General features: G+C 53.1%; 27 protein-coding genes and 2 tRNA genes. 24 read left to right on the top strand and 5 right to left on the bottom strand.

Features of this window, described 5'->3' with window-relative positions:
* Nucleotide 1 precedes the first annotated feature (1 nt).
* From mlaE to murA, 6 genes are all read left to right on the top strand, one after another.
* Nucleotides 2–784 carry a lipid asymmetry maintenance ABC transporter permease subunit MlaE gene (gene mlaE, locus F4V72_RS03495; protein WP_023246385.1) on the top strand — a complete coding sequence of 261 codons (783 nt, stop codon included), beginning with the start codon at nt 2–4 and terminating at the stop codon, nt 782–784.
* A gap of 4 nt (nt 785–788) precedes the next feature.
* Nucleotides 789–1,340 (top strand): outer membrane lipid asymmetry maintenance protein MlaD, encoded by a 552-nt coding sequence (gene mlaD, locus F4V72_RS03490; RefSeq protein ID WP_023246386.1) that lies wholly within the window; start codon nt 789–791, stop codon nt 1,338–1,340.
* A gap of 18 nt (nt 1,341–1,358) precedes the next feature.
* On the top strand, nt 1,359–1,994 hold the full coding sequence (mlaC, locus tag F4V72_RS03485) for a phospholipid-binding protein MlaC (RefSeq protein WP_023246387.1): 636 nt from the start codon (nt 1,359–1,361) through the stop codon (nt 1,992–1,994).
* Nucleotides 1,994–2,290, top strand: a complete 297-nt coding sequence (gene mlaB / locus F4V72_RS03480; protein WP_023246388.1) for a lipid asymmetry maintenance protein MlaB — start codon at nt 1,994–1,996, stop codon at nt 2,288–2,290. Before mlaC ends, mlaB begins: the two co-directional genes overlap by 1 nt.
* Before the next feature lie 187 nt (nt 2,291–2,477).
* Complete coding sequence (gene ibaG, locus F4V72_RS03475) at nt 2,478–2,732, top strand: BolA family iron metabolism protein IbaG (RefSeq protein ID WP_001518349.1); 255 nt, start codon at nt 2,478–2,480, stop codon at nt 2,730–2,732.
* A gap of 59 nt (nt 2,733–2,791) precedes the next feature.
* Nucleotides 2,792–4,051 carry a UDP-N-acetylglucosamine 1-carboxyvinyltransferase gene (gene murA / locus F4V72_RS03470; protein WP_079796082.1) on the top strand — a complete coding sequence of 420 codons (1,260 nt, stop codon included), beginning with the start codon at nt 2,792–2,794 and terminating at the stop codon, nt 4,049–4,051.
* Between the two features lie 58 nt (nt 4,052–4,109).
* Here the strand turns inward: murA and sfsB are convergent, their stop codons facing one another.
* A complete protein-coding gene (gene sfsB, locus F4V72_RS03465) occupies nt 4,110–4,397 on the bottom strand; it encodes a DNA-binding transcriptional regulator SfsB (RefSeq protein WP_023246390.1) in 288 nt (95 codons plus the stop codon).
* Between the two features lie 224 nt (nt 4,398–4,621).
* The gene (ispB, locus tag F4V72_RS03460; protein WP_001047354.1) at nt 4,622–5,593 is read right to left on the bottom strand and encodes an octaprenyl diphosphate synthase; all 972 of its coding nucleotides are present in this window, start codon (nt 5,591–5,593) and stop codon (nt 4,622–4,624) included.
* Between the two features lie 258 nt (nt 5,594–5,851).
* Between ispB and rplU the strand changes: the two genes are divergently transcribed.
* The 4 genes from rplU to cgtA all read left to right on the top strand — a co-directional run bounded on the left by rplU (nt 5,852) and on the right by cgtA (nt 8,717).
* On the top strand, nt 5,852–6,163 hold the full coding sequence (gene rplU / locus F4V72_RS03455) for a 50S ribosomal protein L21 (RefSeq protein WP_000271396.1): 312 nt from the start codon (nt 5,852–5,854) through the stop codon (nt 6,161–6,163).
* Between the two features lie 19 nt (nt 6,164–6,182).
* Complete coding sequence (gene rpmA, locus F4V72_RS03450) at nt 6,183–6,440, top strand: 50S ribosomal protein L27 (protein WP_000940593.1); 258 nt, start codon at nt 6,183–6,185, stop codon at nt 6,438–6,440.
* A 129-nt stretch (nt 6,441–6,569) separates the two neighbouring features.
* Nucleotides 6,570–7,535, top strand: a complete 966-nt coding sequence (locus F4V72_RS03445) for a DMT family transporter (protein ID WP_023246391.1) — start codon at nt 6,570–6,572, stop codon at nt 7,533–7,535.
* A 15-nt stretch (nt 7,536–7,550) separates the two neighbouring features.
* Nucleotides 7,551–8,717, top strand: coding sequence for an Obg family GTPase CgtA (gene cgtA / locus F4V72_RS03440; protein ID WP_136057981.1), 1,167 nt, complete (start codon nt 7,551–7,553; stop codon nt 8,715–8,717).
* A 101-nt stretch (nt 8,718–8,818) separates the two neighbouring features.
* On the opposite strand, the gene dacB is transcribed toward cgtA, so the two are convergent.
* Entirely contained in the window at nt 8,819–10,252 is a 1,434-nt protein-coding gene (gene dacB, locus F4V72_RS03435; protein WP_136057982.1) for a serine-type D-Ala-D-Ala carboxypeptidase, read from the bottom strand.
* Nucleotides 10,253–10,499: 247 nt separating this feature from the next.
* Between dacB and greA the strand changes: the two genes are divergently transcribed.
* The gene (greA, locus tag F4V72_RS03430; RefSeq protein WP_001148008.1) at nt 10,500–10,976 is read left to right on the top strand and encodes a transcription elongation factor GreA; all 477 of its coding nucleotides are present in this window, start codon (nt 10,500–10,502) and stop codon (nt 10,974–10,976) included.
* A 155-nt stretch (nt 10,977–11,131) separates the two neighbouring features.
* Here the strand turns inward: greA and yhbY are convergent, their stop codons facing one another.
* Nucleotides 11,132–11,425, bottom strand: coding sequence for a ribosome assembly RNA-binding protein YhbY (gene yhbY / locus F4V72_RS03425; protein ID WP_001592995.1), 294 nt, complete (start codon nt 11,423–11,425; stop codon nt 11,132–11,134).
* Between the two features lie 126 nt (nt 11,426–11,551).
* On the opposite strand from yhbY, the gene rlmE reads away from it, so the two are divergent.
* The 6 genes from rlmE (at nt 11,552) to F4V72_RS03395 (ending at nt 17,153) form a co-directional block, all read left to right on the top strand.
* Nucleotides 11,552–12,178 (top strand): 23S rRNA (uridine(2552)-2'-O)-methyltransferase RlmE, encoded by a 627-nt coding sequence (gene rlmE / locus F4V72_RS03420; protein WP_000145974.1) that lies wholly within the window; start codon nt 11,552–11,554, stop codon nt 12,176–12,178.
* A gap of 103 nt (nt 12,179–12,281) precedes the next feature.
* Nucleotides 12,282–14,216, top strand: coding sequence for an ATP-dependent zinc metalloprotease FtsH (gene ftsH, locus F4V72_RS03415; RefSeq protein ID WP_136057983.1), 1,935 nt, complete (start codon nt 12,282–12,284; stop codon nt 14,214–14,216).
* Nucleotides 14,217–14,319: 103 nt separating this feature from the next.
* Complete coding sequence (folP, locus tag F4V72_RS03410; protein ID WP_023246395.1) at nt 14,320–15,168, top strand: dihydropteroate synthase; 849 nt, start codon at nt 14,320–14,322, stop codon at nt 15,166–15,168.
* Nucleotides 15,161–16,498: a phosphoglucosamine mutase gene (glmM, locus tag F4V72_RS03405; RefSeq protein ID WP_000071159.1), complete on the top strand. Its 1,338-nt coding sequence runs from the start codon at nt 15,161–15,163 to the stop codon at nt 16,496–16,498. The genes folP and glmM overlap by 8 nt, the downstream gene beginning before the upstream one ends.
* Before the next feature lie 222 nt (nt 16,499–16,720).
* Nucleotides 16,721–17,053 (top strand): preprotein translocase subunit SecG, encoded by a 333-nt coding sequence (gene secG, locus F4V72_RS03400; protein WP_136057984.1) that lies wholly within the window; start codon nt 16,721–16,723, stop codon nt 17,051–17,053.
* Nucleotides 17,054–17,066: 13 nt separating this feature from the next.
* Nucleotides 17,067–17,153, top strand: a tRNA-Leu gene (locus F4V72_RS03395).
* Nucleotides 17,154–17,350: 197 nt separating this feature from the next.
* On the opposite strand, the gene argG is transcribed toward F4V72_RS03395, so the two are convergent.
* Nucleotides 17,351–18,694, bottom strand: coding sequence for an argininosuccinate synthase (gene argG / locus F4V72_RS03390; RefSeq protein ID WP_046093092.1), 1,344 nt, complete (start codon nt 18,692–18,694; stop codon nt 17,351–17,353).
* Between the two features lie 344 nt (nt 18,695–19,038).
* Between argG and F4V72_RS03385 the strand changes: the two genes are divergently transcribed.
* From F4V72_RS03385 to rpsO, 7 genes are all read left to right on the top strand, one after another.
* Nucleotides 19,039–19,115, top strand: a tRNA-Met gene (locus F4V72_RS03385).
* Between the two features lie 207 nt (nt 19,116–19,322).
* Nucleotides 19,323–19,775, top strand: coding sequence for a ribosome maturation factor RimP (rimP, locus tag F4V72_RS03380; RefSeq protein ID WP_000105461.1), 453 nt, complete (start codon nt 19,323–19,325; stop codon nt 19,773–19,775).
* 27 nt (nt 19,776–19,802) lie between these two features.
* The gene (gene nusA / locus F4V72_RS03375) at nt 19,803–21,305 is read left to right on the top strand and encodes a transcription termination factor NusA (protein WP_053508279.1); all 1,503 of its coding nucleotides are present in this window, start codon (nt 19,803–19,805) and stop codon (nt 21,303–21,305) included.
* A gap of 24 nt (nt 21,306–21,329) precedes the next feature.
* Complete coding sequence (gene infB / locus F4V72_RS03370) at nt 21,330–24,008, top strand: translation initiation factor IF-2 (RefSeq protein WP_023246643.1); 2,679 nt, start codon at nt 21,330–21,332, stop codon at nt 24,006–24,008.
* A 218-nt stretch (nt 24,009–24,226) separates the two neighbouring features.
* Nucleotides 24,227–24,628, top strand: coding sequence for a 30S ribosome-binding factor RbfA (rbfA, locus tag F4V72_RS03365; RefSeq protein WP_001040199.1), 402 nt, complete (start codon nt 24,227–24,229; stop codon nt 24,626–24,628).
* Nucleotides 24,628–25,572, top strand: coding sequence for a tRNA pseudouridine(55) synthase TruB (gene truB, locus F4V72_RS03360; protein ID WP_023246642.1), 945 nt, complete (start codon nt 24,628–24,630; stop codon nt 25,570–25,572). The genes rbfA and truB overlap by 1 nt, the downstream gene beginning before the upstream one ends.
* A gap of 345 nt (nt 25,573–25,917) precedes the next feature.
* Entirely contained in the window at nt 25,918–26,187 is a 270-nt protein-coding gene (gene rpsO, locus F4V72_RS03355; RefSeq protein WP_000059465.1) for a 30S ribosomal protein S15, read from the top strand.
* The last annotated feature ends 78 nt before the right edge of the window (nt 26,188–26,265 follow it).

Raw genomic sequence — 26,265 nt, 5'->3', positions numbered from 1 at the left:
CATGCTGTTAAATGCGCTGGCAGCACTCGGACACCGCGGGATCAAAACCGTCAGGACGTTCGGGCGTGCCGGGTTAATGTTATTCAATGCGGTTATCGGTAAGCCGGAGTTTCGCAAACATGCGCCGCTGCTGGTGCGCCAGCTTTATAATGTGGGTGTCTTGTCGATGCTTATCATTATTGTCTCCGGCGTATTCATCGGTATGGTGCTGGGGCTGCAAGGCTATCTGGTTCTGACCACTTACAGCGCGGAGACCAGTCTTGGCATGTTAGTGGCGCTTTCGCTGCTGCGCGAGCTGGGGCCGGTGGTCGCGGCGTTGCTGTTTGCTGGGCGGGCCGGGTCGGCGTTGACGGCGGAAATCGGCCTGATGCGGGCGACGGAGCAGCTCTCCAGTATGGAGATGATGGCGGTTGATCCATTGCGCCGGGTGATTTCGCCGCGCTTTTGGGCTGGCGTGATTTCGTTGCCGCTACTGACCATTATCTTTGTGGCGGTCGGTATCTGGGGCGGCTCGTTGGTCGGCGTAAGCTGGAAGGGAATCGACGCCGGGTTCTTCTGGTCCGCGATGCAGAATGCCGTCGACTGGCGTATGGACCTGGTGAACTGTCTGATAAAGAGCGTGGTGTTCGCCATTACGGTAACATGGATTGCGTTATTCAACGGTTATGACGCAATACCGACTTCTGCCGGGATTAGCCGGGCAACGACGCGTACCGTGGTTCACGCATCGTTGGCCGTTCTGGGGCTGGATTTTGTGCTGACCGCACTGATGTTTGGGAATTGAGTTCATGCAAACGAAAAAAAATGAAATTTGGGTAGGCGTTTTTTTGCTGGTGGCGTTGCTGGCGGCGCTGTTTGTTTGCCTGAAGGCGGCAAATGTGACCTCTATGCGCACGGAGCCGACCTATAAGGTTTATGCGACCTTCGATAACATCGGCGGTCTGAAAGTGCGTTCCCCGGTACGCATCGGCGGGGTGGTTGTCGGGCGGGTTGAAGATATCTCGCTTGATCCGAAAACGTACCTGCCGCGCGTAACGCTCGACATCGAAGAGCGTTATAACCATATTCCCGATACCAGCTCGTTGAGTATTCGTACTTCCGGGCTGCTGGGGGAGCAATATCTGGCATTAAACGTCGGTTTTGAAGATCCTGAGCTGGGAACGTCTATCCTCAAAGATGGAAGTACGATCCAGGACACCAAGTCTGCAATGGTGCTGGAAGATATGATTGGTCAGTTCCTTTATAACAGCAAAGGCGACGACAATAAGAATTCTGGCGATGCGCCAGCCGCAACGGAAGGCCATACTGAAGCCACAACGCCCGTGGGCGCAACGAAATAATCTCAGGAGAATTGAGGCATGTTTAAACGACTGATGATGGTGGCCATGCTGGTCATTGCGCCATTAAGCGTAGCAACGGCAGCGGATCAGAGCAATCCTTATAAACTGATGAACGAGGCGGCGCAGAAAACTTTTGATCGCCTGAAAAACGAACAGCCGAAAATTCGCGCCAATCCGGATTACCTGCGCGACGTTGTTGATCAGGAACTCCTGCCGTACGTGCAGGTAAAATATGCCGGCGCGCTGGTGTTAGGCCGCTACTACAAAGATGCGACCCCGGCGCAGCGTGAAGCCTATTTTGCAGCGTTTCGCGAATACCTGAAACAGGCCTACGGCCAGGCGCTGGCGATGTACCACGGTCAGACTTACCAGATAGCGCCTGAGCAACCGCTGGGCGATGCGACCATTGTGCCGATCCGTGTAACGATTATTGATCCCAACGGTCGTCCGCCGGTGCGTCTGGATTTCCAGTGGCGCAAAAATACCCAGACCGGCAACTGGCAGGCGTATGACATGATTGCGGAAGGCGTCAGCATGATCACCACCAAGCAAAATGAGTGGAGTGACCTGCTGCGTACTAAAGGCATCGACGGCCTGACCGCACAATTGAAATCTATCTCTCAACAGAAAATTACTTTAGACGAGAAACAGTAATGACGCCGCAACTCACCTGGACGCGTGAAGCGGGCACACTGATGCTGGCGGGAGAGCTGGATCAGGACGTGTTGACGCCGTTATGGGACGCGCGCGTAGAGGCGATGACAGACGTTACCCGTATCGACCTGAGCCAGATCTCCAGGGTGGATACGGGGGGCCTGGCGCTGCTGGCGCACCTTGTGAACCAGGCAAAAAAACAGGGCAATACCGTGTCATTGTCTGGCGTTAACGATAAGGTCTACGTGTTGGCGCAATTATATAACTTGCCCGAAGACGTACTTCCTCGTATGTAATGAATGCCGGATGGTTTATCCGGCCTACACTTCGCATGATCCTCGTAGGCCTGATAAGACGCGTTAGCGGCGCCATCCGGCACTTTTACAGCTCTGATTTATCAGCGTGATCTTTTGCTTATTTAAGACGGCGCCACTTTGCTCTAAGATGTTGGGCTGTTTTCACTATTTGACGAATAAAGAACCCATGGAAAATCATGAAATTCAGAGTGTGCTGATGAATGCCCTCTCCCTCCAGGAAGTCCACGTCTCCGGCGATGGCAGTCACTTTCAGGTTATTGCCGTGGGCGAGATGTTTGACGGCATGAGCCGGGTCAAGAAACAGCAAACGGTCTATGGCCCGCTAATGGAGTACATTGCGGACAACCGTATCCATGCCGTATCGATCAAAGCGTATACCCCGGCGGAATGGGCGCGCGATCGTAAACTTAACGGATTTTAAGCTACGGGTAAGGGTAACCTGCCGGTAGCGGAGATGAATGCTTAATTGAGAATACAATAATGGATAAATTTCGTGTACAGGGGCCAACGACGCTCCAGGGCGAAGTCACAATTTCCGGCGCCAAAAACGCCGCGCTGCCGATCCTGTTCGCCGCGCTGCTGGCAGAAGAGCCGGTAGAGATCCAAAACGTCCCAAAACTGAAAGACGTGGATACGTCAATGAAGCTCCTGAGCCAATTAGGGGCGAAAGTGGAACGCAATGGATCGGTACACATTGACGCCAGCCAGGTGAACGTGTTCTGCGCGCCTTATGATCTGGTTAAGACCATGCGCGCCTCGATATGGGCGCTGGGGCCGCTGGTTGCCCGTTTTGGTCAGGGACAAGTCTCCCTGCCGGGGGGATGCACTATCGGCGCGCGTCCGGTTGATCTGCATATTACCGGTCTGGAACAACTAGGTGCGACCATCAAGCTGGAAGAAGGCTACGTAAAGGCCTCCGTGGAAGGGCGTCTTAAAGGGGCGCATATCGTGATGGATAAGGTCAGCGTCGGCGCGACTGTCACCATTATGTGCGCCGCTACGCTGGCGGAAGGGACGACCATTATTGAAAATGCCGCGCGCGAGCCGGAAATTGTCGACACCGCTAACTTCCTGATTGCTCTGGGGGCGAAGATCGCCGGGCAGGGCACCGATCGTATTACGATCGAGGGCGTAGAGCGTCTGGGTGGCGGCGTTTATCGTGTGCTGCCGGATCGTATCGAAACGGGGACTTTCCTGGTGGCGGCAGCGATCTCTCGCGGTAAAATCATCTGCCGTAACGCGCAACCAGACACTCTGGACGCGGTACTGGCGAAACTGCGTGATGCTGGTGCGGACATCGAAGTGGGCAAGGACTGGATTAGTCTGGACATGCACGGCAAACGACCAAAGGCGGTCAATGTTCGTACTGCACCGCATCCGGCATTTCCGACCGATATGCAGGCACAGTTCACGTTGCTAAACCTGGTGGCGGAGGGGACAGGCTTTATCACAGAAACCGTTTTTGAAAACCGTTTTATGCATGTGCCTGAACTCAGCCGCATGGGCGCGCGTGCGGAAATTGAAAGCAATACCGTGATATGCCATGGCGTAGAAACACTCTCTGGCGCACAGGTCATGGCGACAGATCTGCGGGCATCTGCGAGCCTGGTGCTGGCGGGCTGTATTGCGGAAGGTACGACGGTTGTGGATCGCATATATCACATCGATCGCGGTTATGAGCGCATCGAAGATAAACTGCGCGCGCTAGGCGCCAATATTGAACGTGTGAAAGGCGAATAACCTTCTGTTCGCTGAATAACCCCCGCGAACGCTGTTGCGGGGGTTGTTTTGCAGGCATTCACTCTACATTCTGCTTGCCTTTATTACGCGCTCTCATGAGCCGCGTTCTGTCGATAAACTCATGCGTGTGCGGATCGTGATAACGCGATGGCCAAATAACCCAGGGTTCCGTTCCCAATGCTTTCGCGATAATCAACTCTCCTTTCGGCCACGGGCGCGTTAACGCATTGGCCAGCGTGGATGAACTCAATCCATTCCGGCGTGACTCAGCGGCCATTGAAGTCCCTTTTTTACGCAGCCCGGCAATGATATCGGCCGGATGCCAGTCAATAAGCTTGCTTTCCATACATCCATCACTCCTGAGGTTAATCATTTACGGTTTTAACAACCCGACGACGTCCGATACTATAACGCTTCGTGAAAGAATGTTCTAAAAAGTTCATGTAAGTGGCGGCAATATTCAGAATATGCCAAGGAAAGCCGCATAGAAAAAGATGGGCAAGAGAATATCTGGAGTTTATTGGAGCTTAATGGAATATCCCGCGCAGGGCGCGGGATAAGAGAATGGCATTAACGATCGCGTTGCACCGCGATGTGTGCGAGACCGATTAGCGCCTCACGCCATGGGGTATCCGGTAATATCTGCAACGCGGATATCGCTTTGTCGGCTTCTTCTTCCGCTCGCTGACGCGTCCATTCCAGCGAGCCGCAGGTGGTCATCGCTTCCAGAACCGGTTCCAGAAGATGACGACCATTACCTTGTTCAATAGCGGTACGGATCATCGCTGATTGTTCTGGCGTACCGTGACGCATGGCGTGAAGCAACGGTAAGGTGGGTTTGCCCTCATTGAGGTCATCGCCCACATTTTTACCGAGATGCTCGCCGTCGGCGCTGTAATCCAGCAGATCGTCAATGAGCTGAAAAGCCGTACCCAGGTAGCGGCCATAGTCCTGCAACCCTTTCTCTTGCTCAGGCGTACAACCGGCGAGAATACCGGAACATTGGGCGGCGGCTTCGAACAGACGCGCAGTTTTACTGTAAATCACCCGCATGTAATTTTCTTCGGTAATGTCCGGGTCATTCACGTTCATCAATTGCAGCACTTCGCCTTCTGCAATCACGTTGACCGCTTCCGACATCACTTCCAGCACTTTTAGCGAGCCGAGGCTGGTCATCATCTGGAAGGCGCGGGTATAGATAAAGTCGCCGACCAGCACGCTGGCGGCATTACCAAAGGCGGCATTTGCCGTTGCCTTGCCGCGACGCATATCGGATTCATCCACCACATCATCATGCAGCAACGTCGCCGTGTGGATAAACTCGATCAGAGCGGCGATAGTCACGTGCGCGTTGCCCTGATAACCCACCGCGCGCGCGGCAAGAACGGCAATCATCGGACGAATGCGTTTTCCGCCGCCGCTAATGATGTAATATCCTAGCTGATTAATCAGTTGAACGTCGGAATTAAGCTGTTCAAGGATTGTCGCATTGACACCCGCCATATCTTGCGCGGTTAACTCGTTGATTTTTTCTAAATTCATCGCAAAAGCCGGGCTTATCGCCCCGATTATCCCATGTCTGAATGAGGTAACGTAGGGTTTATGGTTAGAAATATACTCTGATTGTACTGAAAAAACGCCGCAGATAAACGTTACCGTATGCGTTGTGTTTTTTTTCTTCATGTATTGATGGTAGCACTTGTCAAAGCCGTGCAATTTGCGTAATATTCGCGCCCTATTGTGAATATTTATAGCGCGCTCTGAATCATTGAAAAGGTGTGCGCGGAAGCGGAGTTTTTTATGTACGCGGTTTTCCAAAGTGGTGGTAAACAACACCGAGTAAGCGAAGGTCAGACCGTTCGCCTGGAAAAGCTGGACATCGCAACTGGCGAAACTATTGAGTTCGCTGAAGTTCTGATGATCGCAAACGGTGAAGAAGTCAAAATCGGCGTTCCTTTCGTTGATGGCGGCGTAATCAAAGCTGAAGTTGTTGCCCACGGTCGTGGCGAGAAAGTTAAAATCGTTAAGTTTCGTCGTCGTAAACACTACCGTAAGCAGCAGGGCCATCGTCAGTGGTTCACTGATGTGAAAATCACCGGCATCAGCGCTTAAGAATAGGGGAGCAGATTAAATGGCACATAAAAAGGCTGGCGGCTCGACTCGTAACGGTCGCGATTCTGAAGCTAAACGTCTGGGCGTAAAACGCTTTGGCGGTGAAGCAGTTCTGGCAGGCAGCATCATCGTTCGTCAACGTGGTACTAAATTCCACGCTGGCACCAACGTTGGTTGCGGTCGTGACCACACTCTGTTTGCTAAAGCAGACGGTAAAGTGAAATTCGAAGTTAAAGGCCCGAAAAACCGTAAATACATCAGCATCGTTGCTGAGTAAGTTCTTCGTGGTCCGGTAACGGATGAGAGCCCCGCACCTGTTGCGGGGCTTTTTACATTCGATGGCCGACTAAAATATACCCGTGTGGCTGTGCGAATGCCGTTAACGGGTCTTTGCAGGGAATACGGCATGAAGCAGCAGGCAGGCATTGGTATTCTTTTAGCGCTCACTACTGCGATGTGCTGGGGAGCGCTGCCAATAGCAATGAAGCAAGTGCTGGAGGTGATGGAGCCTCCAACCATTGTCTTCTACCGCTTCTTAATGGCCAGTATTGGCCTCGGGGCGATACTGGCAGTAAAAAGAAAGCTGCCGCCGCTGCGTATTTTTCGTAAGCCGCGCTGGCTGGTATTACTGGCGATAGCGACCTGCGGACTGTTCGGTAATTTCATTTTGTTCAGTTCTTCCTTGCAATATTTAAGCCCAACGGCGTCGCAGGTTATCGGCCAGCTTTCGCCAGTCGGCATGATGGTCGCCAGCGTCTTTATTCTGAAAGAAAAGATGCGTGGTACGCAGGTGATTGGCGCGCTGATGTTATTGAGCGGGCTGGTGATGTTTTTTAACACCAGTCTGATCGAGATTTTTACCCGACTGACCGACTACACCTGGGGCGTTATTTTTGGCGTAGGCGCGGCGATGGTATGGGTGAGTTATGGCGTGGCGCAAAAAATATTATTGCGACGTCTGGCCTCGCAGCAAATCCTGTTTTTACTGTACACTTTATGTACGATAGCGCTCTTACCGCTGGCAAAACCGATGGTGATAGCGCAACTGAGTGACTGGCAGCTCGCCTGTTTGATTTTCTGCGGGCTGAATACGCTGGTAGGATATGGCGCCCTGGCGGAAGCGATGGCGCGTTGGCAGGCGGCGCAGGTGAGCGCGATAATCACGCTTACACCGCTATTTACCCTGCTGTTTTCAGATCTTTTATCTATGGCCTGGCCCGATTTCTTCGCCAGACCGATGTTAAACCTTTTAGGTTATCTCGGTGCGTTTGTCGTGGTTGCGGGCGCGATGTATTCCGCCATTGGTCATCGTATTTGGGGCGGTTTACGCAAGCATGAAACGGTGGTTTCGCAACCCCGCTCAGGCGAATGATTTACGGAGAGTAAAATGAAGTTTGTTGATGAAGCATCGATTCTGGTCGTTGCAGGCGATGGCGGTAATGGCTGTGTGAGCTTCCGCCGCGAAAAATATATCCCGAAAGGCGGCCCGGACGGCGGTGATGGCGGCGACGGCGGCGACGTCTGGATGGAAGCCGATGAAAACCTGAATACGCTGATCGATTACCGCTTTGAAAAATCGTTCCGCGCTGAACGTGGTCAGAATGGCGCGAGCCGCGACTGTACCGGTAAACGCGGTAAAGACGTGACCATCAAAGTGCCGGTCGGTACGCGCATTATCGACCAGGGAACCGGTGAAACGATGGGCGACATGACCAAACACGGTCAGCGTCTGTTGGTCGCGAAGGGCGGCTGGCATGGGTTAGGCAATACCCGTTTCAAATCCTCGGTTAACCGTACGCCGCGCCAGAAAACCAACGGTACGCCGGGCGATAAGCGCGACCTGCTGCTGGAACTGATGCTGCTGGCGGATGTCGGGATGCTGGGGATGCCAAACGCCGGTAAATCAACGTTCATTCGCGCGGTATCGGCAGCAAAACCAAAAGTCGCGGACTATCCATTTACCACGCTGGTGCCGAGCCTGGGTGTGGTACGAATGGACAACGAAAAGAGTTTTGTGGTGGCTGACATTCCGGGGTTGATCGAAGGCGCGGCGGAAGGCGCGGGCCTGGGAATTCGCTTCCTGAAGCACCTCGAACGTTGCCGCGTACTGCTGCACCTCATTGATATCGATCCGATCGACGGTTCCGATCCGGTGGAAAACGCCCGTATCATTATTGGCGAACTGGAAAAATACAGCCAGGATCTGGCGGCTAAACCGCGCTGGTTAGTGTTCAACAAAATCGATCTGATGGATAAAGCCGAAGAGAAAGCGAAAGCGATCGCCGAAGCGTTGGGCTGGGAAGGGAAATACTATCTGATTTCCGCTGCCAGTCAGCTAGGAGTGAAAGATCTCTGCTGGGATGTGATGACCTTTATCATCGAGAACCCGATCGCGCAGGCTGAAGAAGCGAAACAGCCGGAAAAAGTCGAGTTCATGTGGGATGATTATCATCGTCAGCAGTTGGCTGAAGTGGAAGAAGACGCAGACGATGATTGGGATGACGACTGGGACGAAGACGACGAAGAAGGCGTCGAGTTCATCTATAAGCGTTAATCGGCTTTAAATGCCCGGTGGCGCTTGCGCTTACCGGGCCTACATAACTTGTAGGCCGGATAAGGCGCAAAGCGCCGCCATCCGGCAATCAAACGCTCCACCTAGTTGTTCTGATAAATATCCTTGTACAGCCGGCTTTCAAAGCGCACTAACGGGATGCGGCGATTACGCTGATCGGCAGGTGGAACCGCGTAGCCGGACAAATACTGTACAAATGCCATCCGTTGCCCGCTTGCGGTGGTAATAAAGCCCGCCAGGTTATATACCCCCTGCAGTGACCCGGTTTTCGCCGAAACCTTACCGTCTACGCCCGCCTGATGCAGCCCGGCGCGATATTGTAATGAACCATCATAGCCCGCCAGCGGCAGCATAGAGATAAAGTTCAGCTCGTTATCGTGTTGGGCGATATATTGCAGCACCTGCATCATCGTGGCGGGAGCGATCAGGTTATGACGAGAAAGACCGGAACCGTCGGCGATAATGGTATTGCCTATGTCGATTCCCGCCTGTTGGCGCAGGATCTGGCGAACGGCATCCGATCCCGCCCGCCAGGTGCCAGGCACGTTAAACCTGACATGACCAATCATCCGAAAAACAGTATCGGCGATCATATTGTCTGACTTTTTCAGCATAATCTTAAGCAGATCGTGCAGTGGCGCCGACTGTTTACTGGCGACGATTGTTCCGGGCTCGTTAACCAGCGTCTGGCGCAGCAACGTGCCGCGGTAAGTTATTCCGGCCTCTTTCAGCTCCTGCTTGAGGACGGCGCCCGCGTAGCTGGCACCGTCCTGAATAGCAAAGGCCAGCGGCAGCGGGTCGGTGCGCTGTGGTAAACAGCCGGTAAGCGTATAACGGTTCAAATCCCCAGGCACAACATCCAGCTCGCAATACTGCGCTTCTGCCGAACCGCGCGGCAGGGTCCGCACCTGGCTGAACATCGTTACCGGATAATAAGAGGCCACGCGAATAAAGGCTAAATCGTTTGGTTTTTGCGCGCTATAAAGCGACACAGAAAAGCAGTTACGGTCAACGATGGCGGCGGCGGGAGGCGCGCTGAAACACTGCGTCAGGTCGTTCCACGGCCAGCCTGGCGCTTTATCGTGGCTGGCGAAAATCGACGTGTCGATAAGCACATTGCCGTCGATTTGCGTGACGCCGGACTTTTTCAGCGTCGCGACCATATTGCGAATATCCTGACGTCTTAGCGTTGGATCGCCGCCGAAGCGCGCAATTAAGTCACCTTTTAAGATGCCGTTATCGACGCTGCCTTTGGTCTCCAGCGTGGTCGTAAAACGGAAATCCGGGCCGAGTTGAATCAGCGCCGCCAGCGCGGTAATCACTTTTTGGGTGCTGGCGGGAAGCGCCATCTGCTGACTATGGTAATCAATAGCCGGCGCGGGCGCGCCAACCTTTTGCACCATCAGCGCGAGGTTGGCGCCAGCCGGAAGCTGTTTGATGTATTCGTCAATATTCGCGGCCTGAACGCTGAACGCTATACTGGTAGTCAATCCGATGATAAATCTGGAAAATCGCATAATCTCGCGCTAACACCCTGGAAACAAGCCGTCATACTACGGCGCAACGCCCTAAAAAGTAAACGATGACCCATAGGGAACTCCAGGGTAAAATGGTTATCAAAGAGGAAATTGTAGCTGACCTGGGACTGCGCGCCCGGGTTGGTGTTTTTTTGCTTCTGACCCTGGTATGGCATATGCCGGGGCTGGCTTAGCAGCCGGGGTAGAGTTCATTGCCCCCTACAGGAATGTTCAAGAGGTATAACAAATGCAAGCTATTCCGATGACCTTACGCGGTGCCGAAAAACTGCGCGAAGAGCTGGATTTTCTGAAATCTGTGCGCCGTCCTGAAATCATCGCCGCTATCGCCGAAGCGCGTGAACATGGCGATTTAAAAGAAAACGCGGAGTATCATGCTGCACGCGAACAGCAGGGTTTCTGCGAAGGACGTATTAAAGATATTGAAGCAAAACTGTCGAATGCGCAGGTGATTGATGTCACCAAAATGCCGAACAATGGTCGCGTGATTTTTGGCGCTACCGTCACGGTGCTGAACCTGGACACCGACGAAGAGCAGACCTACCGTATTGTTGGCGATGATGAGGCGGATTTTAAGCAAAATCTCATTTCGGTAAACTCGCCAATCGCTCGCGGCCTGATCGGCAAAGAGCAGGATGACGTCGTGGTGATCAAAACGCCTGGCGGCGATGTGGAATACGAAGTGCTTAAAGTGGAATACCTTTAAGTAGTACTCAATACGCAAATTGTTGGTGTATTGTAAAGAAAGGAAAAAGGCCGCATAGCGGCCTTTTATCAACGGAGAGAGCGTGGCATTTTGCTCTCCTGCTCGTGGAAAACCCCTCGTTTTACACAGATTTTGTGTTCGACTTTAGGATATCCTTAACGCGGCAGCGAGATTTTACGCTCTTTAGTTGGGCGATACAGCACCAGCGTTTTACCGATGACCTGTACGTTACAGGCGCCGGTTTCGCGCACGATAGCGTCCACGATCAAGGTTTTTGTTTCGCGATCTTCCGAGGCGATTTTCACCTTGATAAGTTCATGGTGCTCTAACGCTTGTTCAATCTCGGCCAGTACCCCTTCGGTCAAACCATTATTGCCAAGCATAACAACAGGCTTGAGCGGATGTGCCAGACCTTTTAGGTGCTGTTTTTGTTTAGTACTCAGATTCATCGTATATTTTTGCTTACGTTGGGATTGAAAACGGGTCATTCTACCGCCATCTCCCTTATATCGCCAAATAGGCGTGTAGAAATTTACGCCATTGGCTACGATGAACTGCCCCGACGGGAAAGTTAAATGACAGGTAAAAAGCGTTCTGCCAGCTCAAGCCGCTGGCTTCAGGAACACTTTAGCGATAAATATGTTCAACAGGCGCAGAAAAAGGGGCTACGCTCCCGTGCCTGGTTTAAACTTGATGAAATACAGCAAAGTGACAAACTTTTTAAGCCGGGAATGACGGTAGTCGATCTCGGCGCTGCGCCAGGAGGCTGGTCACAATATGTGGTCACGCAGATTGGCGGTAAAGGCCGTATCATCGCTTGTGATCTTTTACCTATGGATCCTATCGTTGGTGTGGACTTTCTTCAGGGCGATTTTCGTGATGAACTTGTCATGAAAGCGTTACTGGAACGCGTGGGTGACAGTAAAGTACAAGTTGTCATGTCGGATATGGCACCAAACATGAGCGGAACACCAGCGGTGGATATCCCCCGCGCCATGTATCTGGTGGAGCTGGCGTTAGAGATGTGCCGCGATGTGCTGGCGCCAGGCGGAAGTTTTGTAGTGAAGGTGTTCCAGGGCGAAGGTTTCGATGAGTATCTAAGGGAAATTCGCTCCCTGTTTACGAAGGTCAAAGTTCGTAAGCCGGACTCTTCGCGTGCGCGTTCGCGTGAAGTGTACATTGTAGCGACCGGGCGAAAGTGATAACCGGCAGATTTCAGACGTAAGGTTTGAAAGAAACTGGATATAGAGTATCCTGACGCTGTTTTTAACACAGTTGTAATAAGAGGTTAATCCCTTGAGTGACATGGCGAAAAACCTAATACTCTGGCTGGTCATTGCCGTTGTGCTGATGTCAGTATTCCAGAGCTTTGGGCCCAGCGAGTCTAATGGCCGTAAGGTGGATTACTCTACCTTCCTGCAAGAGGTCAATCAGGACCAGGTTCGCGAAGCGCGTATCAACGGACGTGAGATCAACGTTACCAAGAAAGATAGTAACCGTTACACGACTTACATTCCGATTAATGATCCGAAGCTGCTTGATAACCTGCTGACTAAAAACGTCAAGGTTGTTGGCGAACCTCCCGAAGAGCCAAGCCTGCTGGCTTCTATCTTCATTTCCTGGTTCCCGATGCTGTTGCTGATCGGCGTCTGGATCTTCTTCATGCGTCAGATGCAGGGCGGCGGTGGCAAAGGCGCCATGTCGTTCGGTAAGAGCAAGGCGCGTATGCTGACGGAAGATCAGATCAAAACCACGTTTGCTGACGTCGCGGGCTGTGACGAAGCGAAAGAAGAAGTGGCGGAACTGGTTGAATACCTGCGTGAACCGAGCCGCTTCCAGAAGCTGGGCGGTAAAATTCCGAAAGGCGTTCTGATGGTCGGACCGCCGGGTACCGGTAAAACCCTGCTGGCAAAAGCCATTGCAGGTGAAGCGAAGGTGCCATTCTTTACGATTTCCGGTTCTGACTTTGTGGAAATGTTCGTTGGTGTTGGTGCATCCCGTGTGCGCGACATGTTCGAACAGGCCAAGAAAGCGGCGCCGTGCATTATCTTCATCGATGAAATTGACGCCGTAGGTCGCCAGCGTGGCGCAGGTCTTGGCGGCGGTCATGATGAACGTGAGCAGACGTTGAACCAGATGCTGGTTGAGATGGACGGCTTCGAGGGTAACGAAGGTATCATCGTTATCGCGGCGACCAACCGTCCTGACGTCCTTGACCCTGCGCTGCTGCGTCCAGGTCGTTTTGACCGTCAGGTGGTGGTTGGCCTGCCGGATGTTCGCGGTCGTGAGCAGATTCTGAAGGTGCATATGCGTCGCGTACCGTTAGCGACGGACATTGATGCGGCGATCATAGCGCGCGGTACGCCGGGCTTCTCCGGTGCGGACCTGGCGAACCTGGTCAACGAAGCGGCGCTGTTTGCCGCACGCGGCAACAAACGCGTAGTGTCGATGGTCGAGTTCGAGAAAGCGAAAGACAAAATCATGATGGGCGCCGAACGTCGCTCCATGGTGATGACGGAAGCGCAGAAAGAGTCGACCGCTTACCACGAAGCGGGCCACGCGATTATCGGTCGCCTGGTGCCGGAACACGATCCGGTGCACAAAGTGACGATTATCCCACGTGGTCGTGCGTTGGGTGTGACCTTCTTTCTGCCTGAAGGCGACGCGATCAGCGCCAGCCGTCAGAAGCTGGAAAGTCAGATCTCTACCCTGTACGGCGGCCGTCTGGCGGAAGAGATTATCTACGGCGTTGAGCATGTTTCCACTGGCGCGTCGAACGACATTAAAGTCGCGACGAACCTGGCGCGTAACATGGTGACCCAGTGGGGCTTCTCGGAGAAACTCGGTCCGTTGCTGTACGCAGAAGAAGAGGGTGAAGTGTTCCTCGGCCGTAGCGTCGCGAAAGCGAAGCATATGTCCGATGAAACTGCGCGTATCATCGACCAGGAAGTGAAAGCGCTGATTGAACGTAACTACAATCGCGCCCGTCAGATCCTGACTGATAATATGGATATTCTGCACGCCATGAAAGATGCGCTGATGAAATATGAAACCATCGATGCGCCGCAGATTGATGACTTGATGGCGCGTCGTGAAGTGCGTCCGCCTGCGGGCTGGGAAGATCCAAACGGCACCAATAACTCTGACAGCAATGGTACGCCTCGTGTGCCGCGTCCGGTTGATGAACCACGCACGCCGAACCCGGGCAACACGATGTCAGAGCAGTTGGGCGACAAATAAGCGTTTGTTGTACAACACTATGTTTAGCGCTCACCGAAACCCTGGGGCTTGCCCCGGGGTTTTTCTTTTTTAACTCACCATAAATAAAACAGGGATTTTGACCATGAAACTCTTCGCTCAGGGCGCCACGCTCGATCTCACTCATCCGCATGTTATGGGTATCCTGAACGTAACACCGGATTCTTTCTCCGACGGCGGCGCGCATAACACGCTGATTGAGGCGGTGAAACATGCGAATTTAATGGTGAATGCCGGGGCGACAATTATTGATGTGGGTGGTGAATCAACGCGGCCAGGCGCGGCGGAAGTGAGCGTGGAAGAAGAGCTGGATCGCGTCATTCCGGTGCTGGAAGCAATAGCGCAACGTTTTGAAGTGTGGATTTCTGTGGATACCTCTAAACCCGAGGTGATCCGTGAAGCGGCGAGGGCGGGCGTGCATATTATCAATGATGTCCGTTCGCTTTCCGAGCCTGGCGCGTTGGAAGCCGCGGCGGAAACTGGCTTGCCGGTCAGTCTTATGCATATGCAGGGCAACCCCAAAACCATGCAGAATGCGCCGAAATATGACGATGTCTTTGCCGAGGTGAATCGCTACTTTATTGAGCAAATAGCACGTTGTGAAAAGGCCGGCATCGCAAAAGAGAAATTGTTGCTCGACCCCGGATTCGGTTTCGGTAAAAATCTCTCTCACAACTATACCTTACTGGCGCGACTGGGTGAGTTTCATCATTTTAACCTGCCGCTGCTGGTGGGCATGTCGCGTAAAACGATGGTTGGTCAGCTACTTAACGTGGGGCCATCAGACCGTCTGAACGGCAGCCTTGCGTGCGCAGTAATTGCCGCGATGCAGGGCGCGCAGATCATTCGCGTCCATGACGTCAAAGAAACCGTAGAGGCGATGCGGGTGGTAGAAGCCACTCTGTCTGCAAAGGGAAACAAACGCTATGAGTAATCGTAAATATTTCGGCACCGATGGGATTCGCGGGCGTGTAGGCGATGCCCCCATTACACCTGATTTTGTGCTTAAACTGGGTTGGGCTGCCGGAAAAGTGCTGGCGCGTCATGGTTCGCGTAAAATTATTATCGGTAAAGATACGCGTATTTCTGGCTATATGCTGGAATCCGCGCTGGAGGCGGGCCTTGCCGCTGCGGGGCTGTCGGCCTCGTTTACCGGACCTATGCCAACGCCGGCCGTCGCCTATCTGACGCGGACTTTCCGCGCGGAGGCGGGTATCGTTATCTCGGCTTCGCATAACCCGTTCTATGATAACGGGATTAAATTCTTCTCTATCGATGGCACGAAACTGCCTGACGATGTGGAAGAGGCCATCGAAGCCGAAATGGAAAAAGAGATCACCTGCGTAGACTCCGCTGAGCTGGGGAAAGCGAGTCGCATCGTCGACGCCGCCGGACGTTATATTGAGTTCTGTAAAGGCACCTTCCCGAACGAGCTGAGCCTTAATGGCCTGAAAGTGGTCGTGGATTGCGCCAACGGCGCCACCTACCACATCGCGCCGAATGTGCTGCGCGAGCTGGGTGCGACCGTTATCGCCATCGGCTGTGAGCCAAACGGCGTCAACATTAACGAAGAAGTGGGCGCAACCGACGTGCGCGCGTTGCAGGCGCGCGTGTTGGCGGAGAAAGCGGACCTCGGTATCGCGCTGGACGGCGACGGCGACCGCGTCATCATGGTTGACCACGAAGGCGCAAAAGTCGATGGCGATCAGATCATGTATATCATCGCGCGCGAAGGGCTGCGCCAGGGCCAACTGCGCGGTGGCGCGGTGGGGACGCTGATGAGCAATATGGGTCTGGAGCTGGCGCTTAAACAGCTCGGCATTCCGTTTGCCAGGGCGAAAGTGGGTGACCGCTACGTGCTGGAAAAATTGCAGGAAAAAGGCTGGCGCATCGGCGCGGAAAACTCTGGTCACGTTATTCTGCTGGATAAAACGACCACTGGCGACGGTATCGTTGCGGGGCTACAAGTTTTGGCGGCGATGGTGCGTAATCACATGAGTCTGCACGATCTGTGCAGCGGTATGAAAATGTTCCCGCAGATTCTGGTTAACGTGCGTTACACCGCCGGTAGTGGCGATCCGCTGGAAAATGAAGCGGTGAAAGCGGTAACGGCGGACGTAGAAGCCACGCTCGGCAATCGTGGGCGGGTACTGCTACGTAAATCCGGTACCGAACCGCTGATTCGCGTGATGGTTGAAGGCGAGGATGAAGCGCAGGTTACGGCATTCGCCCATCGTATCGCGGACGCGGTAAAAGCCGTTTAATCGTTTAAGTGACTAAAAAGGCGGCGGTTGCCGCCTTACTGTCCGTAAAAAACAACGCTTTTGCTGTTTTTTTCCGCAGTTGATACAATGCGCTTAAATTGCCCTTGCGAAGGTCATTCGCTTTGGTTAGTATTCACACCCGCTTCAGTGGGAAACAGTAAAAATCCCGCTTTATTGGTAGAAGCATTGGTACGCGGCAACTCCGCAAGGAACAGGTTGATTATGTACGAAGCTCTTTTAGTTGTTTTCCTTATTGTGGCAATTGGCCTTGTGGGTCTGATCATGCTGCAGCAAGGTAAAGGCGCTGATATGGGAGCCTCCTTCGGAGCAGGCGCTTCCGCTACGCTATTTGGTTCAAGTGGTTCTGGTAACTTCATGACCCGAATGACGGCGGTACTGGCGACGCTGTTCTTCATCATCAGTCTGGTGTTGGGTAATATCAATAGCAACAAAACCAATAAAGGAAGCGAGTGGGAAAACCTGAGCGCACCGGCGAAGACCGAGCAGACTCAACCTGCTGTGCCGGCCCAGCCGACCAGCGATATCCCGCGTTAATAGTAGTATCCGTGCCGAGGTGGTGGAATTGGTAGACACGCTACCTTGAGGTGGTAGTGCCCAATAGGGCTTACGGGTTCAAGTCCCGTCCTCGGTACCAATATTCCAGAAAAGAGACGCTGAAAAGCGTCTTTTTTTTCGTCTGAGCCCCGTCAAATGATGTGGCATGTAGGCCTGATAAGCGTAGCGTCACCAGGCAATCAATGCCGGATGGCGGCGTGTACGCCTTATTCGGCCTACAGTTATCATCCCCCATAAAAAAGGCCGCTTGCGCGGCCTGTGAGAAATATCATTCGGTTACTTTGCATTGTTTTCCAGACTGCCGACCTGCGGTAAACCGGTGGCGGACGATGTCGCCAGCAGGCCAGACTGCGCATAGCCATACAGTTTTTCACGCGTATCGGTGATGTCCAGGTTACGCATCGTCAACTGACCGATACGATCGTCTGGCGAGAATACGGAATCGCCTTTTTCCATGGTTAAACGTTCTGGCTTATAGGTCAGATTGTCGGATACGGTGTTCAGAATTGAGTAGTCGTTGCCGCGACGCAGCTCCAGCGTGACCTCGCCCGTCACCTGGCTGGCTACCCAGCGTTGCAGGGAATCGCGCAGCATCAGCGCCTGAGAGTCGAACCAGCGGCCCTGATACAGCAGACGACCCAGTTGGCGGCCATGGGCGTGATACTGCTCGATGGTATCTTCATTGTGGATACCGGTCAGCAGACGCTCATAGGCGATGTGTAGCAGCGCCATTCCGGGGGCTTCATAAATACCGCGGCTTTTCGCTTCAATGATGCGGTTTTCAATTTGGTCGCTCATGCCCAGGCCGTGGCGGCCACCGATGCGATTCGCTTCCAGCATCATCTCAACATCATTGCTGAAGGTTTTGCCATTCAGCGCTACCGGATGTCCCTGCTCAAAACGGACGGTCACTTCTTCCGCCGGAATCTTCACCTCTTCGTCCCAGAACTTCACGCCCATAATCGGGTTGACGATCTTGACGCTGGAATTAAGAAACTCCAGATCTTTCGCTTCATGCGTGGCGCCGAGCATATTGGAGTCGGTGGAATAGGCTTTTTCGACTGACATCTTATAGTCGAAACCGCAGGCAATCATAAATTCAGACATCTCATGGCGACCGCCCAGCTCATCGATAAAGTCAGTATCCAGCCACGGTTTGTAAATCTGTAATTCAGCATTCGTCAGCAGGCCGTAACGATAGAAACGTTCAATATCGTTGCCTTTATAGGTGCTGCCGTCACCCCAGATATTCACGCCGTCTTCTTTCATCGCTGCGACCAGCATCGTGCCGGTCACGGCACGGCCCAGCGGCGTGGTATTGAAATAGGTCAGCCCGCCAGTCGTATTATGGAAAGCGCCGCACTGAATCGCCGCGATCCCTTCTGCAACCAACTGCTTGCGGCAATCAATCAGGCGAGCATTCTCTGCGCCATACTCCATTGCGCGACGAGGAATGGCGTCATAGTCATCCTCATCCGGTTGTCCCAGATTCGCAGTATATGCATATGGGACAGCTCCTTTTTGTCGCATCCACAGCAGTGCGGCGCTGGTGTCCAGACCGCCGGAAAAAGCGATACCAATACGTTGACCTGCTGGAAGATGCTTAAGAATCGTCGTCATAGAATAGAACCCTGCTTGATTGACTGATAATGAGATCGGTTTTCTGCTTCAGTGCATTTTTATGCAAAATAAATGAGTTTTCATTTAATCATCTTTTATCAGAGACAGGAAGCGTTTAGTGAGGGTTTACTAAAATAACGTTGTGAAATGCGTGTATAAGCCGGAGAGGTGGGATGAGTATAACGAAGAGTAATATTCATTCATCTGCATATTGGGAATAAGGTTGACATTACTCATGCCTGGTCACTATACTGTGCGCAGATTTTACGTCCCGTCCTCGGTACCAAATCCCAGCAGTATTTGCATTTTTTACCCAAAACGAGTAGAATTTGCCACGTTTCAGGCGCGGGGTGGAGCAGCCTGGTAGCTCGTCGGGCTCATAACCCGAAGGTCGTCGGTTCAAATCCGGCCCCCGCAACCACTTTCCCTTAGAGTTCTTTTTCAAATATACTGTGAAGATTATGTCCTTCGTAGCTGGATTTGAAAAAAATTCTTTCGGAAGGTACACCAGACCGCAGTTGCGGTTATAGGGTTCAGTTATCTAAAGCCCCGATTTATCGGGGTTTTTTGTTATCTGACTACAGAATAACTGGGCTTTAGGCCCTTTTTTTATGTCTTGGGGGTGGGCTTGTCCACATTAGAGCAAAAATTAACAGAGATGATTACAGCGCCAGTTGAAGCCTTAGGCTATGAGCTGGTCGGCATCGAATTTATTCGCGGTCGCACATCCACACTGCGCATCTATATTGATAGTGAAGATGGCATCAATGTTGATGATTGTGCTGATGTGAGCCACCAGGTAAGCGCGGTGCTGGACGTTGAAGATCCTATCTCCGTGGCTTACAACCTTGAAGTCTCGTCACCGGGTCTCGACCGTCCTATGTTCACTGCCGATCATTATGCGCGTTTCCAGGGTGAAGAAGTCGCGCTGGTTCTTCGCATGGCGGTACAGAACCGTCGCAAGTGGCAGGGCATTATCAAAGCGGTGGACGGTGAAATGATTACCGTCACAGTCGAAGGCAAAGATGAAGTGTTCGCGCTGAGTAATATCCAGAAGGCGAACCTGGTTCCCCACTTTTAACAGTCTGGATGAGGTGAAAAGCCCGCGATGAACAAAGAAATTTTGGCTGTTGTTGAAGCCGTCTCCAACGAAAAAGCGCTGCCACGCGAAAAAATTTTTGAAGCGCTGGAAAGTGCGCTGGCGACAGCAACAAAGAAAAAATATGAGCAGGAGATCGATGTTCGTGTAGAAATCGATCGTAAAAGCGGTGATTTTGATACTTTCCGCCGTTGGTTGATCGTTGAAGAAGTGACCATGCCGACGAAGGAAATTACACTGGAAGCGGCGCGCTTTGAAGACGAAAGCCTGAATGTCGGCGACTATGTTGAAGATCAGATTGAATCTGTCACCTTTGACCGTATCACCACGCAGACTGCGAAACAGGTTATCGTGCAGAAAGTCCGTGAAGCCGAACGGGCGATGGTTGTCGATCAGTTCCGCGACCAGGAAGGCGAAATCGTCACTGGCGTGGTGAAGAAAGTGAACCGCGACAATATCTCTCTGGAAATTAAATCCGAAGGGATGGCCGGTAACGCTGAAGCGGTGATTCTGCGTGAAGATATGCTACCGCGTGAAAACTTCCGTCCTGGCGACCGTATTCGCGGCGTGCTGTATGCTGTTCGCCCGGAAGCGCGTGGCGCGCAGCTATTCGTCACCCGCTCCAGGCCGGAAATGCTAATTGAACTGTTCCGCATTGAAGTGCCGGAAATCGGCGAAGAAGTGATTGAAATTAAAGCGGCGGCTCGCGATCCGGGTTCTCGTGCGAAAATCGCGGTGAAAACCAACGATAAGCGTATCGATCCGGTCGGCGCTTGCGTGGGTATGCGCGGCGCGCGCGTTCAGGCGGTCTCTACCGAGCTGGGCGGCGAGCGTATTGATATCGTGCTGTGGGATGATAACCCGGCGCAGTTCGTCATTAATGCGATGGCGCCGGCAGACGTCGCGTCTATCGTGGTGGACGAAGATAAACATACCATGGATATCGCCGTTGAAGCCGGTAATCTGGCGCAGGCGATCGGACGTAATGGTCAGAACGTCCGCCTGGCTTCGCAATTGAGCGGCTGGGAACTCAACGTAATGACCGTTGATGACCTGCAGGCTAAACATCAGGCTGAAACACATGCCGCTATCGAGATCTTTACTAAATATCTTGATATTGATGAAGAGTTCGCGACCGTTCTGGTAGAAGAAGGTTTCTCCACGCTCGAAGAACTGGCTTATGTGCCAATGAAAGAACTGCTGGAAATTGACGGCCTTGATGAGCCGACCGTTGAAGCACTGCGCGAGCGTGCTAAAAACGCACTGGCCACTCTGGCGCAGGACCAGGAAGCAAGCCTCGGTGATAATAAACCGGCTGACGATCTGCTGAATCTGGAAGGATTAGATCGCGATATGGCTTTCAAACTGGCGGCTCGTGGTGTTTGTACGCTGGAAGATCTCGCCGACCAGGGCATTGATGATCTGGCTGATATCGAAGGGTTGACCGACGAAAAAGCCGGTGAGCTGATTATGGCTGCCCGTAATATTTGCTGGTTCGGCGACGAAGCGTAATAAACTGTAGCAGGAAGGAACAGCATGACAGATGTAACCGTAAAAGCGCTGGCCGCAGAGAGACAGGTTTCCGTGGATCGCCTGGTACAGCAGTTTGCTGATGCAGGTATCCGGAAATCTGCTGACGACTCTGTGTCCGCACAAGAAAAACAGACTTTACTGGCGCACCTGAACCGCGAAGCGGTTTCTGGTCCCGATAAACTGACGCTGCAGCGTAAAACGCGCAGCACCCTGAATATTCCAGGTACCGGTGGAAAAAGTAAATCGGTACAAATCGAAGTCCGCAAGAAGCGCACCTTTGTAAAACGCGACCCGCAAGAGGCTGAACGCCTTGCCGCGGAAGAACAGGCGCAGCGTGAAGCGGAAGAGCAAGCCCGTCGTGAGGCAGAAGAACAGGCCAAACGCGAGGCGCAACAAAAAGCTGAACGCGAGGCCGCAGAACAAGCTAAGCGTGAAGCCGCTGAAAAAGCGAAACGTGAAGCTGCGGAAAAAGACAAAGTGAGCAATCAACAGACTGACGATATGACCAAAACCGCCCAGGCCGAAAAAGCCCGCCGTGAGAATGAAGCTGCAGAACTGAAGCGTAAAGCGGAAGAAGAAGCACGTCGCAAACTCGAAGAAGAAGCGCGTCGTGTAGCAGAAGAAGCTCGCCGCATGGCGGAAGAAAACAAATGGACCGCAACGCCTGAGCCTGTAGAAGACACCAGTGACTATCATGTCACCACTTCTCAGCACGCTCGCCAGGCCGAAGACGAAAGCGATCGTGAAGTAGAAGGCGGTCGCGGTCGTGGCCGTAATGCGAAAGCGGCTCGTCCGGCGAAAAAAGGCAAACATGCCGAATCCAAAGCCGATCGTGAAGAAGCGCGTGCTGCGGTTCGCGGCGGTAAAGGTGGTAAGCGTAAAGGGTCTTCTTTACAGCAAGGCTTCCAGAAGCCCGCTCAGGCCGTTAACCGCGACGTGGTGATCGGTGAAACCATCACCGTTGGCGAACTGGCGAACAAGATGGCGGTTAAAGGCTCTCAGGTCATCAAAGCGATGATGAAACTGGGCGCCATGGCTACCATCAACCAGGTCATAGACCAGGAAACCGCACAGTTGGTCGCCGAAGAGATGGGCCATAAGGTTATCCTGCGTCGTGAAAACGAACTGGAAGAAGCGGTAATGAGCGACCGTGACACCGGCGCTGCGGCTGAACCGCGCGCACCGGTTGTGACCATCATGGGTCACGTTGACCACGGTAAAACCTCTCTGCTGGACTACATTCGTTCAACGAAGGTGGCCTCTGGCGAAGCGGGCGGCATTACCCAGCACATCGGCGCATACCACGTTGAAACTGACAACGGTATGATCACCTTCCTGGACACCCCGGGCCACGCCGCGTTTACCTCCATGCGTGCTCGCGGCGCCCAGGCAACGGATATCGTGGTTCTGGTGGTGGCGGCAGACGACGGCGTGATGCCGCAGACTATCGAAGCTATCCAGCACGCGAAAGCGGCAGGTGTGCCGGTGGTTGTGGCGGTGAACAAAATTGATAAGCCGGAAGCCGATCCGGATCGTGTGAAGAACGAGCTGTCCCAGTACGGCATTCTGCCGGAAGAGTGGGGCGGTGAAAGCCAGTTCGTCCACGTGTCTGCGAAAGCGGGCACCGGTATCGACGAACTGCTGGACGCGATCCTGCTGCAAGCCGAAGTCCTGGAGCTGAAAGCCGTACGTAAAGGTATGGCGAGCGGCGCGGTCATTGAATCCTTCCTTGATAAAGGTCGTGGTCCGGTGGCTACCGTTCTGGTACGCGAAGGTACGCTGCACAAAGGCGATATCGTGCTGTGCGGCTTCGAATATGGCCGTGTGCGCGCGATGCGTAACGAGCTGGGTCTGGAAGTGCTGGAAGCGGGTCCGTCCATTCCGGTGGAAATTCTCGGCCTGTCTGGCGTTCCGGCTGCCGGTGACGAAGTCACCGTGGTCCGTGACGAGAAGAAAGCGCGTGAAGTGGCGCTGTACCGTCAGGGCAAATTCCGTGAAGTGAAACTGGCGCGTCAGCAAAAATCGAAACTTGAGAACATGTTCGCCAACATGACCGAAGGCGAAGTTCACGAAGTGAACATCGTGCTGAAGGCTGACGTACAGGGTTCCGTGGAAGCGATCTCCGACTCCTTGCTGAAACTGTCTACTGACGAAGTTAAAGTGAAGATCATCGGTTCCGGCGTAGGGGGCATCACCGAAACTGACGCCACCCTGGCTGCGGCGTCCAACGCGATTCTGGTCGGCTTCAACGTGCGTGCCGATGCATCTGCGCGTAAAGTGATCGAGTCTGAAAGCCTGGATCTGCGTTACTACTCCGTCATCTATAACCTGATCGACGAAGTGAAAGCTGCGATGAGCGGTATGCTGTCTCCGGAACTGAAACAGCAGATCATCGGTCTGGCTGAAGTGCGCGATGTGTTCAAATCGCCGAAATTCGGCGCGATCGCGGGCTGTATGGTTACCGAAGGTACGATTAAACGCCATAACCCAATCCGCGTACTGCGCGACAACGTGGTTATCTATGAAGGCGAGCTGGAATCCCTGCGCCGCTTCAAAGATGACGTTAACGAAGTCCGTAACGGCATGGAATGTGGTATCGGCGTGAAGAACTACAACGACGTTCGCGTTGGCGATATGATTGAAGTGTTCGAGATCATCGAGATCCAACGTACCATCGCTTAATCTTCGTCGTCTTTCGGGCCGCAACTGCGTTGGCTACGAGTGTTCACCCCGGTCACATAGTTATCTATGCTCCCGGGGATTCACACTCTTGCCGCCTTGTTGCAACCCAAAATACTTAGAAGATAATTTTGCGTAGGCCGGGTAAGCGAAGCGCCACCCGGCATGAATTTAAAAGGGGCTGAATGCCCCTTTTTTGTCTTTATTCTGGAGAATTTATTATGGCGAAAGAATTCGGTCGCCCGCAGCGTGTGGCCCAGGAGATGCAAAAAGAGATTGCCATCATCCTGCAGCGCGAAATTAAAGACCCGCGCCTGGGCATGATGACCACCGTCTCCGGTGTCGAAATGTCCCGTGACCTGGCCTATGCCAAAGTGTTTGTGACCTTCCTGAACGACAAGGATGAAGACGCGGTGAAAGCGGGTATCAAAGCGTTGCAGGAAGCGTCCGGATTTATCCGTAGCCTGCTGGGTAAAGCGATGCGCCTGCGTATCGTGCCGGAACTCACCTTCTTCTACGATAACTCGCTGGTGGAAGGGATGCGTATGTCCAACCTGGTGACTAACGTGGTGAAACATGACGAAGAACGTCGTGTGAACCCGGACGACAGCAAGGAGGATTGATGAGTCGTCCTCGTCGTCGTGGCCGCGATATTCACGGCGTTCTGCTGCTGGATAAGCCGCAGGGCATGTCCAGCAATGACGTGCTGCAGAAAGTTAAGCGCATCTACAATGCCAACCGCGCCGGGCATACCGGCGCGCTGGACCCGCTGGCGACCGGCATGTTGCCGATTTGCCTCGGTGAAGCGACAAAATTTTCGCAGTACCTGCTGGATTCTGACAAACGCTATCGTGTTATTGCCCGTCTGGGGCAGCGTACGGATACCTCTGACGCCGATGGTCAAATCGTGCTGGAGCGTCCGGTGACTTTCAGCGCCGGGCAGCTTGCGAGCGCGCTGGAGACCTTTCGTGGGGATATCGAACAGATTCCGTCGATGTATTCAGCGCTGAAGTATCAGGGCAAGAAGCTGTACGAATATGCCCGTCAGGGTATCGAAGTGCCGCGCGAAGCCCGCCCGATTACCGTCTACGAACTGCTGTTTATTCGCCACGAAGGTAACGAACTTGAACTGGAAGTTCACTGCTCGAAAGGCACCTATATTCGTACCATTATTGACGATTTAGGTGAGAAGCTGGGCTGCGGCGCACACGTCATTTACCTGCGCCGTCTGACGGTAAGTAAGTATCCGGTAGAGCGAATGGTCACGCTGGAGCATTTGCAGACGCTGGTGGCGCAGGCGGAACAGCAAGGCGTTCCGGCAGCGCAGTTGCTCGATCCATTATTGATGCCAATGGATAGTCCTGCTTCGGACTATCCTGTTGTTAATCTGCCGTTAACGTCTTCGGTATACTTCAAAAATGGCAACCCGGTTCGTACCACGGGCGCGCCGTTGAATGGACTGGTTCGTGTGACGGAAGGTGAAGACGGTAAATTTATCGGTATGGGCGAAATTGACGACGAAGGTCGTGTTGCGCCCCGTCGACTGGTAGTAGAGTATCCGGCATAACGTCGCTTCGTCTTGCGATAAGAGAGCGCTACGAGTAGAATACCGCCGCTTAACGTCGCGTAAATTATTTAACAGTTTGCGGGCGTGTACACAAAATCATTCGAGCTGCATCAAGGCGGCAAGGAAGAGACAAATTCGTCTGGAACGAATTTGAACAGCCTAAGGCTGCCTCTGGTGAGGGACAAGGATATCTCTCATTACATCCTCAGGGGCTTACTCAAGTAAGTGACTGAGGTGAGCGGACGCAGCCAACACAGAGGCAGTTTGAAGGATGAAGTGTATACACTGGGACCGCTGAATTAGAGATCGGCGTCCTTTCATTCTTAAATACTTTGGAGTTTTAAAATGTCTCTAAGTACTGAAGCTACAGCTAAAATCGTTTCTGAGTTCGGTCGTGACGCAAACGACACCGGTTCTACCGATGTTCAGGTTGCTCTGTTGACTGCACAGATTAACCACCTGCAGGGTCACTTTGCAGAGCACAAAAAAGATCACCACAGCCGTCGTGGTCTGCTGCGTATGGTTTCTCAGCGTCGTAAACTGCTCGACTACCTGAAACGTAAAGATGTTGCACGCTACACCGCGCTGATTGAGCGTCTGGGCCTGCGTCGCTAATTCTTGCGAGTTTCAGAAAGAAGGGGCCTAATGGCCCCTTTTTTCAAGTGGACGGCAGCAATTCACTGGAAACTAATG

The sequence above is a fragment of the Salmonella enterica subsp. diarizonae genome (genome assembly GCF_008692785.1).
GTDB classification, from domain to species: Bacteria; Pseudomonadota; Gammaproteobacteria; order Enterobacterales; family Enterobacteriaceae; genus Salmonella; species Salmonella diarizonae.
This window is presented reverse-complemented; position numbering and strand designations above follow the sequence as displayed.